Origin of the sequence: Nonomuraea sp. NPDC049646, assembly GCF_044465525.1 — a bacterium.
GTDB lineage: Bacteria > Actinomycetota > Actinomycetes > Streptosporangiales > Streptosporangiaceae > Nonomuraea.
This window is the reverse complement of record NZ_JBITLU010000021.1, coordinates 76,976-88,558: the sequence shown is the minus strand read 5'-3', so window position 1 is coordinate 88,558 and position 11,583 is coordinate 76,976. Positions and strand designations below refer to the sequence as shown.

The 11,583-nt window shown below is 74.9% G+C and carries 15 protein-coding genes; 12 read left to right on the top strand and 3 right to left on the bottom strand.

Annotated elements, in window-relative coordinates; genetic code table 11:
• Window positions 1-72 precede the first annotated feature (72 nt).
• The gene (locus tag ACIBQ8_RS43285) at window positions 73-555 is read left to right on the top strand and encodes a MarR family winged helix-turn-helix transcriptional regulator (protein WP_397195040.1); all 483 of its coding nucleotides are present in this window, start codon (window positions 73-75) and stop codon (window positions 553-555) included.
• Between the two features lie 236 nt (window positions 556-791).
• On the opposite strand, the gene ACIBQ8_RS43280 is transcribed toward ACIBQ8_RS43285, so the two are convergent.
• Window positions 792-1,751, bottom strand: coding sequence for a DsbA family protein (locus tag ACIBQ8_RS43280; RefSeq protein ID WP_397174410.1), 960 nt, complete (start codon window positions 1,749-1,751; stop codon window positions 792-794).
• 57 nt (window positions 1,752-1,808) lie between these two features.
• Between ACIBQ8_RS43280 and ACIBQ8_RS43275 the strand changes: the two genes are divergently transcribed.
• The 6 genes from ACIBQ8_RS43275 to ACIBQ8_RS43250 all read left to right on the top strand — a co-directional run bounded on the left by ACIBQ8_RS43275 (window position 1,809) and on the right by ACIBQ8_RS43250 (window position 7,037).
• The gene (locus tag ACIBQ8_RS43275) at window positions 1,809-2,372 is read left to right on the top strand and encodes a TetR/AcrR family transcriptional regulator (RefSeq protein ID WP_397195039.1); all 564 of its coding nucleotides are present in this window, start codon (window positions 1,809-1,811) and stop codon (window positions 2,370-2,372) included.
• A gap of 187 nt (window positions 2,373-2,559) precedes the next feature.
• The gene (locus ACIBQ8_RS43270; RefSeq protein WP_397174414.1) at window positions 2,560-3,534 is read left to right on the top strand and encodes a small ribosomal subunit Rsm22 family protein; all 975 of its coding nucleotides are present in this window, start codon (window positions 2,560-2,562) and stop codon (window positions 3,532-3,534) included.
• 26 nt (window positions 3,535-3,560) lie between these two features.
• Window positions 3,561-4,328 (top strand): GNAT family N-acetyltransferase, encoded by a 768-nt coding sequence (locus ACIBQ8_RS43265; protein ID WP_397195038.1) that lies wholly within the window; start codon window positions 3,561-3,563, stop codon window positions 4,326-4,328.
• A gap of 44 nt (window positions 4,329-4,372) precedes the next feature.
• Entirely contained in the window at window positions 4,373-5,266 is an 894-nt protein-coding gene (locus tag ACIBQ8_RS43260; RefSeq protein WP_397195037.1) for a pentapeptide repeat-containing protein, read from the top strand.
• Window positions 5,267-5,289: 23 nt separating this feature from the next.
• On the top strand, window positions 5,290-5,769 hold the full coding sequence (locus ACIBQ8_RS43255; protein WP_397174419.1) for an RrF2 family transcriptional regulator: 480 nt from the start codon (window positions 5,290-5,292) through the stop codon (window positions 5,767-5,769).
• A gap of 44 nt (window positions 5,770-5,813) precedes the next feature.
• Entirely contained in the window at window positions 5,814-7,037 is a 1,224-nt protein-coding gene (locus ACIBQ8_RS43250; protein ID WP_397195036.1) for an MFS transporter, read from the top strand.
• Between the two features lie 71 nt (window positions 7,038-7,108).
• Here ACIBQ8_RS43250 and ACIBQ8_RS43245 read toward each other — a convergent pair whose 3' ends face one another.
• Window positions 7,109-7,606 carry a MarR family winged helix-turn-helix transcriptional regulator gene (locus tag ACIBQ8_RS43245; protein WP_397174423.1) on the bottom strand — a complete coding sequence of 166 codons (498 nt, stop codon included), beginning with the start codon at window positions 7,604-7,606 and terminating at the stop codon, window positions 7,109-7,111.
• A 77-nt stretch (window positions 7,607-7,683) separates the two neighbouring features.
• On the opposite strand from ACIBQ8_RS43245, the gene ACIBQ8_RS43240 reads away from it, so the two are divergent.
• Window positions 7,684-8,595 carry an EamA family transporter gene (locus ACIBQ8_RS43240; RefSeq protein ID WP_397174425.1) on the top strand — a complete coding sequence of 304 codons (912 nt, stop codon included), beginning with the start codon at window positions 7,684-7,686 and terminating at the stop codon, window positions 8,593-8,595.
• Between the two features lie 37 nt (window positions 8,596-8,632).
• Window positions 8,633-9,496 (top strand): SMP-30/gluconolactonase/LRE family protein, encoded by an 864-nt coding sequence (locus tag ACIBQ8_RS43235; RefSeq protein ID WP_397195035.1) that lies wholly within the window; start codon window positions 8,633-8,635, stop codon window positions 9,494-9,496.
• A gap of 16 nt (window positions 9,497-9,512) precedes the next feature.
• On the opposite strand, the gene ACIBQ8_RS43230 is transcribed toward ACIBQ8_RS43235, so the two are convergent.
• Window positions 9,513-10,001, bottom strand: coding sequence for a DinB family protein (locus ACIBQ8_RS43230; RefSeq protein WP_397174428.1), 489 nt, complete (start codon window positions 9,999-10,001; stop codon window positions 9,513-9,515).
• Between the two features lie 67 nt (window positions 10,002-10,068).
• On the opposite strand from ACIBQ8_RS43230, the gene ACIBQ8_RS43225 reads away from it, so the two are divergent.
• The 3 genes from ACIBQ8_RS43225 to ACIBQ8_RS43215 all read left to right on the top strand — a co-directional run bounded on the left by ACIBQ8_RS43225 (window position 10,069) and on the right by ACIBQ8_RS43215 (window position 11,577).
• Entirely contained in the window at window positions 10,069-10,467 is a 399-nt protein-coding gene (locus ACIBQ8_RS43225) for a VOC family protein (protein WP_397195034.1), read from the top strand.
• Between the two features lie 230 nt (window positions 10,468-10,697).
• On the top strand, window positions 10,698-11,291 hold the full coding sequence (locus ACIBQ8_RS43220) for an RNA polymerase sigma factor (RefSeq protein WP_397174432.1): 594 nt from the start codon (window positions 10,698-10,700) through the stop codon (window positions 11,289-11,291).
• A 40-nt stretch (window positions 11,292-11,331) separates the two neighbouring features.
• Complete coding sequence (locus tag ACIBQ8_RS43215; protein WP_397195033.1) at window positions 11,332-11,577, top strand: zf-HC2 domain-containing protein; 246 nt, start codon at window positions 11,332-11,334, stop codon at window positions 11,575-11,577.
• The last annotated feature ends 6 nt before the right edge of the window (window positions 11,578-11,583 follow it).

Genomic DNA, 11,583 nt, shown 5'->3' with positions numbered 1-11,583 from the left:
GTTGTACGAACTGTTGGTGGTACGAAGTAAATTTAGTTCGTGCCGCCAACTACTGTCAATTACACTGGTCGCATGGTCGCCACCGAAGCCCCGGGTCTGAGCCTCACCGAGGCGCTCGTCCGCCTGGCGCACCTGGTCGAGCAGGTCTACGGCGAGGTCAGCAGGGAGCACGACCTGACCCCGCAGCAGGCCCGGCTCCTGTGCCTGCTGGTCGGCGGGCCCATCGGGATGACCGGGCTGACCCGGGCGCTGCGCCTGGAGAGGTCGAGCCTGACGGGGCTCGTCGACCGAGCCGAGAGGCGCGGGCTGGTGGCCCGGGTGCGCGACGAGCGTGACCGCCGCGCCTGCCTGATCGAGCTGACCCCGGCGGGCGCCGGGATCGCGGTTCGCGCCCACGACGGGGTGGCGGCCCGCCTGGAGACGCTGGCCGCCGGGCTGCCCGCGGGCCACCGCGACCTGCTGGCCGCGGCCATCGGGGAGATCCTGGCCGAGGACACCGCCCGCACCGGCCGCACCTGGGGCCGCCTGGAGCCCGACCGCCGGAACGGCGGCTGAAACGGCCGCGGCGTCGGCGGACCCGCCGTGGCCGCGCCGGTCGTGGCGGATCACCCGATGACGCCGCGACAGCGCCGCGAACCGGTGCTCCCACATGCGCCGATCGGCCACCCCGGCATGGACCAGCACGACGGCGTCGCCCGACGCGGGCCCCGCCTGGTCAAAGGCGATCTTCACCCCCGCGACCCACTCCCGCGGGGGTGCGGGAGCGGGTCGCGTTCGCCGCGGGCTCAGCCTCAGGCGTAGTCGGGGGTCATCACGGCGGCCAGGGTCAGGTGCGGGGCGGCCTGCTCCGGGTGACCCTGGCGGTGCAGCGTACGGCCGAGGAGGTGACGGGCGTAGGAGTCGTCGGGCGCCTCGGCGACCAGGCTCTCCAGGGCCGTACGCGCCCGGCCGAGCTGGGCCGAGGCGAAGTACGCGCGGGCCGCCAGCAGCCGCACCCCGCGGTCCGTGCCGTGCTCGTCGAGCAGCGGGCGCAGCAGCGTGAGCGCGCCGAGCGGGTCGCGCTGGTCGAGCAGCGACTCGGCGTGACGCAGCCGCTCCACCTCGGCCGGCAGCCGCCGGACCGGGTGACCGGCGGCGTCGGCCAGGAAGTCCCTGATCACGTCCGGCGGCTGGGCCCCGGCCAGGGCGCGGCCGCCCACCACGATGGTCGGCGACGTGCGCACGCCCTTGGCCTTGCCCGTGAGCAGCAGCTCGCGCACCAGGCCGGCGCCCCGGCCGTCCCACGGCACGCCGGTGTCGGCGGCGATCGCCGACAGCACCGCCGGGTCGCCGATGTCGAGGGTCTCGACGAAGTGGGCCGACAGCACCCGCTCGACCACGGCCGACTGCAGCGCCGCGCCGCCCGCCTCGTACGCCACGGCGATCAGCCGGTGCGCCTCCAGCGTGTTGGGCCGCCAGGCCGCGCCCCACTGCTGCCCGAGCCCTTCGTCGGCGGCGAGGCCCGCCACCCGCGCCCGGTTGCCGGCCGGGGACAGGCCGGGCGAGCAGACCCGCAGCGCCTCGTCGACCATGGGGTCGCTCAGCACCTCCGCCAGCGGCTCGGCCTTCGCCGGGGCCGACGGATCGATCTGGAACGGCCGCCAGACCACCTCGACCGGCTCGCCCTCCCAGGAGGCGAGGGCCTTCTCCAGCCGCCGCTTCCCGATGTGGGCCCATCCGCAGACCATGTCCGCCCAGACTTCGATTCGCATGCCGGGCAATCTATGCGACAACTGTCGATTAGTCAACATGTGTCGTATAGTGGCGGCGTGAACCCGGACGATCCGCGGGCGCGGCGTACGCGTGCCCGTCTCAAGGCCGCCGTGCTGGACCTGGCCGCCCGGCAGGAACTGGGCAGCATCACCATGTCGGCGCTGGCGCAGCACGCCGAGGTCAACCGCGCCACGATCTACCTGCACTATCCGGACGTCGACGCGCTGGTCACCGACGCCATGGAGGACGCCGTCACCGCCGTGGCGCGGGCGGCGGCCCTGTGCCCGCTCGACGCCCCCCGCGACCGGCCGCCGGCCCCGCTGGCGGAGCTGTTCGACCACGTGGCGGCCAACGCCACCCTGTACGAGCGCATGCTGGGCGGCCAGGGCAGCGCCCGCTTCGCCGCCCGGATGCGCGAGCGGCTCACCGAGGAGCTGACCGGCCGCTTCGCCGCGGGCAGCCGTCCGGCGGGATTCGAGGACGTGCCCGCCGACGTGCACGCCGCCTTCCTGGCCGGGGCGCTCATCGGCGTGATCACGCACTGGGTGTGCGGCGGACGCCGCGACGTCGCCGCGGCCCAGTCGTTCTGGCGCCTGTTCCGGCCCCCGGTGCCCGGCTGAGCTCCGCCGCCGCCGCGGGCCGCCCCTCGCCCGGTGCGGAGAGCTCCGGGCCCTTGAGCTCCGGTCCCATCGTGCGCCGCCCGCTTGGTACGCTGCGTCGCGACGTCGCCGGACAGGTCAGAGGGGTCGTTCCTCGCCTGGCAGCGGTCGCCCGCCCCGCCCCCGACCCGACCGCCAGGACCACACGATGACCATGCTTCCCGACGAGCTCAGGACCGCCCTGGACTCGGCCCTGGCCCGCTTCGCGCCGCACGACCTGTCCCGCGCGACGGAACAGCTCACCGAGCGCTACCGCACCGGCCCGTCCGACGCCGCGCCGCACCTGCGCACCCCGGCCGACATCGCGGCCTACGCCGCCTATCGCATGCCCGCCACGTACGCCGCCGCGGGCACGGCCATGCGCATGGCCGCCGCGATGACCCCGGGTTTCGCGCCGCGGACGCAGCTCGACGTGGGCGGCGGCACCGGCGCGGCGGTCTGGGCGGCCGGGCCGGTCTGGCCCTCGCTGGAGCGGGTCACCGTCGTCGAGCACGACCCGCAGATCATCGAGCTCGGCCGGCGGCTGGCCAGGACCGCGCCCGTCCGCGACGTCACCTGGCGCCGCGCCTCGATCGACCCGGGGCTCGACCGGCCCGCCGCCGACCTGGTCACCATGTCCTACGCCCTCAACGAGCTGCCCGCGCAGCGGCACGCCGACGTCGTGCGCTGGCTGGCCGCGGACGCGACGATGGTGATCGTCATCGAGCCCGGCACCCCCGCCGGGTACGCCAACATCGTCACCGCCCGGGAGACGCTCACCGGGTGCGGCCTGACGGTCGTCGCCCCCTGCCCGCACGACGGCCCCTGCCCCATCCGGCCGGGCCGCGACTGGTGCCACTTCTCCGTACGCCTGCCGCGCACCACCCTGCACCGCCGCGTCAAGTCCGGCACGCTCGGCTTCGAGGACGAGAAGTTCTCCTACGTGGCCGCCGTGCGGGGGGAGTGGCCGCGGGCGGCGGCACGCGTCCTGCGCCACCCGCAGAAGCGCAAGGGCCTGGTGTCGCTGCGCCTGTGCACCGCCGGCGAGGGCGTGCGCGACGTGGTCGTCTCCAAGCGGCAGGGCGAGCTGTACCGGCTGGCCCGCGACGCCGACTGGGGCGACGACTGGCCGGCCGCCGAGTGACCCGGCCCGGCGGTAGGGTCGGCGGAATGGATCACGATGAGGTGCTGGCGCTGTTCGACCGGCAGATGCGGCGGGAGGCGCGCCCCGACGGGCCGGACGTCAGGGTCGAGCGGGACGCCGGCGTCGTCCGCCAGGTCGGCCCGCCGCACGCCTGGAACGGCGTCCTGTGGTCCGGCCTCGACGAAGAGAGCGCCGACACGGCCGTCGCCCGCCAGGTGCGCTTCTTCGGCGACCTCGGCCTCGGCTTCGAGTGGAAGCTGTACGCCCACGACCGGCCCGCCGACCTGGCCGACCGGCTGCTGGCCGCCGGGTTCGCCGCCGCACCGGCCGAGACCGTGATGGTCGCCCGGGTCGCCGACCTCGACACCGAGGTGGCGCCGCCCGACGGCGTGAGCCTGCTGCCGGTCACCGACGCGGCGGGCGTGCAGGCGCTGGTCGAGGTGCACGAGCTGGCCTTCGGCACCGACGGCGGGAGGCTGCGCGACCACCTGCTGGGCCGCCTGTCCGACGACACCGTCGTCCCCGTCCTCGCGATGGCGGGCGGGCGGGCGGTCAGCGCGGCCCGGCTCGACCTGTCCCCGGGCACGAGCTTCGCCGGGCTGTGGGGCGGCGGCACCGTGCCGGGCTGGCGGGGGCGCGGGCTCTACCGGGCGCTGGTCGCCTGGCGGGCCCGGCGGGCCGCCGAGCGTGGCTACGACTACCTCCAGGTCGACGCCTCCGACCAGAGCCGGCCGATCCTGCTCGGGCTCGGGTTCGTCCCGCTGACCACGACCACGCCGTACGTGCGGGACTGATCCCGCCGGTACCCTGGGCAGACCCCGTCAGGACAAGGAGAGCGTTGCCCGAGAGGACCCCGCGCGAGCTCGGCCTGCTGGCCGACTGCGAGAGCTGCTTCGGCCTGTGCTGCGTGGCCCTGCCGTTCGCCGCCTCCGCCGACTTCGCCGTCGCCAAGGACGCCGGCCGTCCCTGCGTCAACCTGCGCGACGACTTCCGCTGCGGCATCCACGCCCAGCTCCGCGAGCGCGGCTTCCCCGGCTGCACGGTCTTCGACTGCTTCGGCGCCGGGCAGAAGGTCTCCCAGGTCACCTTCGAGGGCCGCGACTGGCGCGCCGCGCCTGAGACGTCCGGGCAGATGTTCGCCGTGTTCCCGGTCATGCGGCAGCTCCACGAGCTGTTGTGGTACCTCGCCGAGGCGCTGACCCTCGACGCCGCCGCGGAGCTCGCCCCCGAGCTGCGGGCGGCGTACGAGGAGACCGAGCGCCTGACCCGCGAGAGCCCCGGCGTCCTGGAACGGCTCGACGTGGCCGCCCACCGGGGCCAGGTCAACACGCTGCTGCTGCGTACGAGCGAGCTGGTCAGGGCCGGTCGGCGGGGCAGGGAGCACCGCGGCGCCGATCTGATCGGCGCCAACCTCAAGGGCGCCGACCTGCGCGCGGCCAACCTGCGCGGCGCCTACCTCATCGGCGCGAACCTGCGCGGGGCCGACCTGCGCCTGGCCGACCTGATCGGCGCCGACCTGCGGGGCGCCGACCTGTCCGGGGCCGACCTCACCGGCTGCGTCTTCCTCACCCAGGCCCAGGTCAACGCCGCCAAGGGCACCCCCGCCACGAGGCTGCCCGCCGCCCTGACCCGTCCCGCCCACTGGACGGCCACCGCCGCCGGGCCGGAGCCGAGCGCCCGGCGCGGCAGGGCCGGTTCCCCCGGCGGGCAGGGCCGCCGCGGCCGGCGTTAAAGGGACATGTAGTATCCCCTTTCATGCGCATGGGTGAAGGCGTCGAGTGGGGGCTCCACTGCTGCCTGGTGCTGGCGTGGCTGGAGGACGAGGCCCCGCTGTCCACCGGGCGGCTGGCGGCGCTGTTCGAGCTGCCGCCCGTCTACCTCAAGAAGCGGCTCCAGGCGCTGGTCCGCGCGGGCATCCTGGCCTCGGTGCCGGGCGCGCAGGGCGGGTTCAGGCTGGCCAGGCCGCCCGCCCGGATCACGCTCATGGACGTCGTCGCCGCGGTCGAGGGGCCCGACGAGGCGTTCAGGTGCACCGAGATCCGGCAGCGCGGCGCGGGGGCCGAGGCGCCCGCCCGCGAGTTCGCGCACCCGTGCGGGGTCGCGGCGGCCATGCGCCGGGCCGAGCTCGCCTGGCGGCGCGAGCTGGCCGCCCAGACGGTCGCCGACCTCATGGACGCGGCTCCGGCCAACGCCCCCGACCGCGCGCGCCGCCACTACGAACGCCTTCGCGGCTGAACTCGACCCCGCCCGCGGGGCGCACATCTGGAAGGAGAATCGGGATGTTGAATGTCCCGAATAAGACGGAGTCCCGGGGCCTCGCCCCGACGCTGGTGCTGGCGCTCGGGACGTTCGCCGTGGGGACGGACGCGTTCGTGGTGGCCGGGTTCCTGCCGGACCTGGCCACGTCGCTGGAGGTAACCGAGGGGGCGGCCGGGCAGTCGGTGACGGTGTTCGCCGTCGCGTACGCGGTGCTGTCGCCCGTGCTGGCCACCGTCGCCGCGCGGGTCCCGCGGCGGGTGCTGCTGGTGACGGCGCTGGTCGTGCTCGGGCTGGCCAACCTGGGCTCGGCGCTGGCGCCGTCGTTCCCCGTGCTGGTGGTCAGCCGGGTGCTGGCGGCGGCCGGGGCGGCGGCGTACACGCCGGGCGCGGGCGCGGTGGCGGCCGTCCTGGTGCGGCCCGAGCTGCGGGCGCGGGCGCTGGCCGTGGTGGTGGGCGGGCTGACGGTCGCGACGGCGCTCGGCGTGCCGCTCGGCGACCTGGCCGGTGAACGGCTCGGCTGGCGGTACGCGCTGGGGGCGGTGGCCGTGGCCTGCCTGGCGGTCGCCGCCGCGGTGTACGCGATCATGCCGGTGCTGCCGGGCGCGCCTCGGGTGCCGCTGCGCGCCCGGCTGGACGTGCTGAGGCGGCCGGCGGTGACGGCCATCCTGCCGCTCACCGTGCTCGGGATGGCGGGCAGCTACACGGTGTACGCCTACAGCGTGCCCGCCCTGCGCGCGGTGGGCGTGGAGGGGACGGCGGGCATGCTGTTCCTGTACGGGCTCGGCGCCGTCCTCGGCAACCTGGCCGCCGGGTACGCCACCGACCGGTGGGGCGCCCACCGGGTGCTGCCGGTCGCGTACCTGGTCATGGCCGCCAGCCTGGGCCTGCTCGCCTGGATGGCGGCGGCCGGCCCGGCGGTCGGCCCGGCGGACGGCACCGCGGCCGGTTCTGCGGGTGGCACGGCGGTGCTGGTCGGCGTGCTGGTCCTGGCGTGGGGGGCGAGCAGCTGGTCTCAGACGCCGCCGCAGCAGCACCGGCTCATCGCCGCCGCGCCCGGGGAGGCGCCGCTGGTGGTCTCGCTCAACTCCTCGGCGATCTACGCGGGCATCGGCGCGGGCACGCTGCTCGGCGGGCTCACGCTGCCGTCGGGCGCGGCCCTCACGTACGCGACCGGCGCGGCGCTGGCGGCCGCCGCCCTGCTGTTCGCCCTGGCCACCAGATCAGCGGGCGGCACCCCCGAGTGACCCGCGCCGCGCGGCCGGAGCCGGGCGGTGGCGGGAGGCCACCCCCGCTCCGGCCGGTGGCGCGGGGTGGGTCAGGAAGTCTGGTCGCCGAGGGATTCGAGCAGGTCGCGCAGGGTGGCGGCCAGCTCGTCGCGTCGTTGCGCGGTGAGCGCCGACAGCATCCGCTGCTCGGTCGCCAGATGGTCGGGCAGCGCGCGGTCGATCAGCGCGAGCCCCTCGGCGGTGAGCGTCACGTGCACGCCGCGCCCGTCGGAGTCGCTGGGCGTGCGCCGCACCAGCCCCCGCGACTCCAGCCGGTCGAGCCGCTGGGTGACGGCCCCCGAGGTGACCATGGAGGCGCGCATCAGGGCGGCGGGGGTCAGCCGGTGGGGCGGTTCGCTGCGCCGCAACGTGGCCAGCACGTCGAACGAGGCCCGGTCGAGCCCGTGCCCGGCGAACGTACGGCCGAGCTCGGCCTCGATGAGCCGGGACAGCCGCGACAGCCGCCCGATCACCGCCATGGGGGAGACGTCCAGGTCAGGGCGCTGCGCGTGCCACTGCCTGAGGATGTAGTCGACCTGGTCAGCCACCCTCGCAGCCTACAAGTCTCTTAGCGGTGAGGAAAATCACCTGGCCGGAACGTCCACCCTTCGGTTAATTTGTCTTAGTGCTAAGTAATCGAACGGGAACCGTTCTGCTGACCGCCCTCACCCCCGCCATCTGGGGGACCACCTACCTGATCACCACCGAGCTGCTGCCGCCCGGCCGCCCCCTGCTGGCCGCGTTGATCCGCGCGCTGCCGGCGGGGCTGATCCTGATCGCGATCACGCGGCGGCTGCCCCAGGGGAACTGGTGGTGGCGTGCCCTGGTGCTCGGTGCGCTCAACATCGGGTTGTTCTTCGCGTTGTTGTTCGTGGGCGCCTACCGGCTGCCCGGAGGGGTGGCCGCCACCGTCGGGGCCATCCAGCCGCTGCTGGTCGCGTTGTTGTCGGCGGGCCTGCTGGGTGAGCGGCTGACCTGGCGCGTCGCGCTCGCCGCGGCGGCGGGCGTGGCCGGGGTGAGCCTGCTGGTGCTGCGCGCCGACGCCCGGCTCGACCTGCTGGGCGTGGCCGCCGCGCTGGGCGGCGCGGTGGTGATGGCGGTCGGGGTCGTGCTCAGCAAGCGCTGGAAGTCGCCCGCGCCGCTGCTGGCCACCACCGGCTGGCAGCTCACGGCCGGCGGCCTGCTGCTCGCCCCGGTGACGTTCCTCGTCGAGGGGCCGCCGCCCGCCCACCTGACCGGCGAGAACCTGGCCGGGTACGCCTACCTCGCGATCATCGGCTCGGCCCTGGCCTACACCCTGTGGTTCCGGGGCATCCGCGAGCTGTCGGCCACCAAGGTCACCTTCCTCGGGCTGCTCAGCCCCGTCGTCGCCACCGCGCTCGGCTGGCTGGTGCTCGGCCAGCGGCTCACGCTCGCGCAGGTGGCCGGCGCCGTCATCGTGCTCGCCGCCCTGCTCGCGGCGCAGCTCCAGCCCGTACGGCACCGCGCCGCGCCCGAGCCGGTGGAGGCCCCCGTGCCCGCGGGCGGGAAACGATGATCGCGTCCGCCGCTAGGATCGGGCCGAGGAGGCCGGTATGAGCGTGCAGGCGTACCCCGTGACCGGGCCGGTGGCCGAGCACGGCGAGGGGCCCGTGTGGTCCGCCCGCTGGGGCGGGCTGCGGTGGGTGGACATGCTGGCCGGCGACGTGCTGGCCCTCGACGACGCGGGCGGCGTGCGGCGGCGGCACGTCGGCCCGGTCGCCGCGGCGCTGCGCCCGCGCGCGTCCGGCGGTTACGTGGTGGCCGGCGAACGCGAGCTGCTGCTGGCCGACGCCGACGACCTCGACGCGCCGCTGCGCCCGCTCGGCCAGGCGTGGAGCGACCCGGGCGTGCGCATGAACGACGGCGGCTGCGACCCCGAGGGCCGCTTCTACATCGGCAGCATGCCCTACGACGAGACCCCCGGAGCCGGCTCCCTCTACGTGGCCGGTCCGGACGGCGCGCTCAGCCCGGTGATCACCGGCGTCACCGTCTCCAACGGCCTCGACTTCAGCCCCGACGGCAGCCTGGCCTACTACGCCGACACCGCCACCGGCCGGGTGGACGTCCTCGACCACGACCCGGCGGGCGGGCTCACCGGGCGCAGGCCGTTCGTGACGATCGACCCCGGCCAGGGCGCGCCCGACGGGCTGACGGTCGACGCCGAGGGCGGGGTGTGGGTGGCGCTCTGGCAGGGGTTCGCCGTGCACCGGTACACCCCCGGCGGGCGGCTCGACGCCGTGGTGGAGCTGCCGGTCGGCAAGGTCACCGCGGTCACGTTCGGCGGCCCCGGCCTCGACCGGCTGTTCGTCACCACGTCGAGGCTCGGGGTGGACGCCCGGGAGCAGCCGGAGGCGGGCGCCCTGTTCGCGGCCGACCCCGGCGTGCGCGGCCGCCCGGTGCTGCCCACCACCCTGTGACGGCGGCGCAGGACGATCAGCGGGGGTGGTCGCCGGTGGCGCCGTCGATCAGCTCGCGCAGGATGTCCATGTGGCCCGCGTGGCGCACGGTGTCCTCGATCATGTGGATGAGCACCCAGCGCAGGGTCACCCGGCGGCCCGCCCACGAGGTGCCCGGCTCGTCGAGGGGGAGGTCGGAGATCGCCTTGTCGGCGGCGGCGCGGGCCCGGCCGTAGAAGGCGACGATCTGCTCGGTGGTCTCCCGCTCGCCGATCGCGAAGTCGTCCTCGGGGGCGAACCACAGCGGCTCGGCCTCGCGGCCGAAGGTGGCGCAGAACCAGCCGTACTCGACGGCGGCCAGGTGTTTGACGATGCCGAGCAGCGACGTGCCGGACGGCGTCATCGGCCGCCTGACCTGCTCCTCGCCCAGACCCTGGAGCTTCCACACGATCACGTCGCGGTGCCGGTCGAGGCTGGCGTGCAGGCTCTCCTTCTCGCCACCGGACGGCGGCACTTCTCTTACCATGCCCGCGACCGTAACAGCCGGGACCGACACGTTGCCGCCGGCCGCCGGGGGCCGCGATACTCCCTGCATGATCGGTCATATCGGCATCAACGTCCCCGACATGCGGGCGGCCAAGGAGTACTACGACGCCCTCCTGCCGTACCTCGGCTTCAAGGAGTTCTTCAGCAGCGAGGAGGAGATCGGCTACATGCCGGCCAACGACAAGCCGGGCACGTACCTGTTCCTCTACCTCGCGCAGGAGCCCGGCGACTACTCGCGGCACCGCACCGGCCTGCAACACCTCGCGTTCTCGCTGCGCAGCCGGTCCGCGGTGGCCGAGGCGCACGCGCGGGCGGTGGAGCTCGGCTCGCAGGTGCTGCACGAGCCCAGGGAGTTCCCCGAGTACCCGCCGCCCTACCACGCCGCGTTCTGGCTCGACCCGCACGGCGTCATGCTGGAGGCCGTCTGCCACTACGACCGCGACTGAGCTGCGGCGATCCCGGTCCCGCACGGCTGGACGGCCTCCGCCGGGGAAGGTTCCCTGTCGGTGCCGCCGTACGACGTGCGGGCGCGGACCGGTGTGCGATCTTCAGGTGCGAGGAGGCGAGGGCTAGCCTGGAGCATGACGTCCCGCACGGGCCCGGCGGCAGGCCGGGCGTGGACGACGCGCGGCCCGATGTCATGATGTCCCCGACGCTCGACCGGGAGGAAACGATCGTGGGGCCTTTCGCGGGCGGTGGGCTGCCCCCGGACGACGTCGTCGTCGCGGCGCTGCGGGCCGGGGACGAGTCGATGTTCGCCGCGCTCCTCGACACCTGGTCGCGGGGGATGCTGCGGGCGGCCAGGTCCTACGTGTCCACCGACGACTCGGCCGAGGAGGTCGTGCAGGACACGTGGCTGGCGGTCATCGGCGCCATCGACGCCTTCGAGGGGCGCTCCTCGGTCAAGACGTGGGTCTACCGCATCCTGGTCAACACCGCCAAGAAACGCGGCCTGCGCGAGAGCCGCACGCTGCCGTGGAGCGCGTTCGAGCCGCCCGCCGAGCCGGCCCAGAAGGAGCACGGCCCGACGCCGGAGGGCGCGGTGCTCGCCTCGGAGGCGCGCGGTCTCATCGGTGAGGCGCTGGCCGGGCTGCCGCCCCGGCAGCGGATCGTCATCACCCTGCGTGACCTGGAGGGATGCACGTCGGAGGAGGTTTGCGAGATCCTGGAGATCTCGGCCGCCAACCAACGGGTGCTCCTGCACCGGGCAAGAGCCACGGTCCGCGACCGGCTCGAAGGCTACTACCAGTCCGTGAAGCGGTCAGAATAGGTTAAACGGTTCAACGCTCAGAGGTGAGGCGGTCAACGTCGTGAAGCGGTTCACGTGCGACGAGCTGGTAGAACTCATCACCGCCTACCTTGACGGGGCTCTTGACCGGCCCGAACGCGAGGCGTTCGAGGCGCACGCGGCGGCCTGCGCCGACTGCGCGCGGCAGCTCGACCGGTTCCGCGAGACCGTCCGGGCCCTGCGCGAGCTCCCGCCGGAGCGCAAGTTGTCCGACGGCACGCGCGACCGCCTGATGTCCGCCTTCAGAGCCCGCCGCCATCGCGGCTGACGACCT

Bases quoted from the DNA above. Each gene is read 5' to 3' on its own strand.
- ACIBQ8_RS43285 (WP_397195040.1), top strand. From the start codon at position 73: ATGGTCGCCACCGAAGCCCCGGGTCTGAGCCTCACCGAGGCGCTCGTC.
- ACIBQ8_RS43280 (WP_397174410.1), bottom strand. From the start codon at position 1,751: ATGCGAATCGAAGTCTGGGCGGACATGGTCTGCGGATGGGCCCACATC.
- ACIBQ8_RS43270 (WP_397174414.1), top strand. From the start codon at position 2,560: ATGACCATGCTTCCCGACGAGCTCAGGACCGCCCTGGACTCGGCCCTG.
- ACIBQ8_RS43265 (WP_397195038.1), top strand. From the start codon at position 3,561: ATGGATCACGATGAGGTGCTGGCGCTGTTCGACCGGCAGATGCGGCGG.
- ACIBQ8_RS43255 (WP_397174419.1), top strand. From the start codon at position 5,290: ATGCGCATGGGTGAAGGCGTCGAGTGGGGGCTCCACTGCTGCCTGGTG.
- ACIBQ8_RS43250 (WP_397195036.1), top strand. From the start codon at position 5,814: ATGTTGAATGTCCCGAATAAGACGGAGTCCCGGGGCCTCGCCCCGACG.
- ACIBQ8_RS43235 (WP_397195035.1), top strand. From the start codon at position 8,633: ATGAGCGTGCAGGCGTACCCCGTGACCGGGCCGGTGGCCGAGCACGGC.
- ACIBQ8_RS43230 (WP_397174428.1), bottom strand. From the start codon at position 10,001: ATGGTAAGAGAAGTGCCGCCGTCCGGTGGCGAGAAGGAGAGCCTGCAC.
- ACIBQ8_RS43225 (WP_397195034.1), top strand. From the start codon at position 10,069: ATGATCGGTCATATCGGCATCAACGTCCCCGACATGCGGGCGGCCAAG.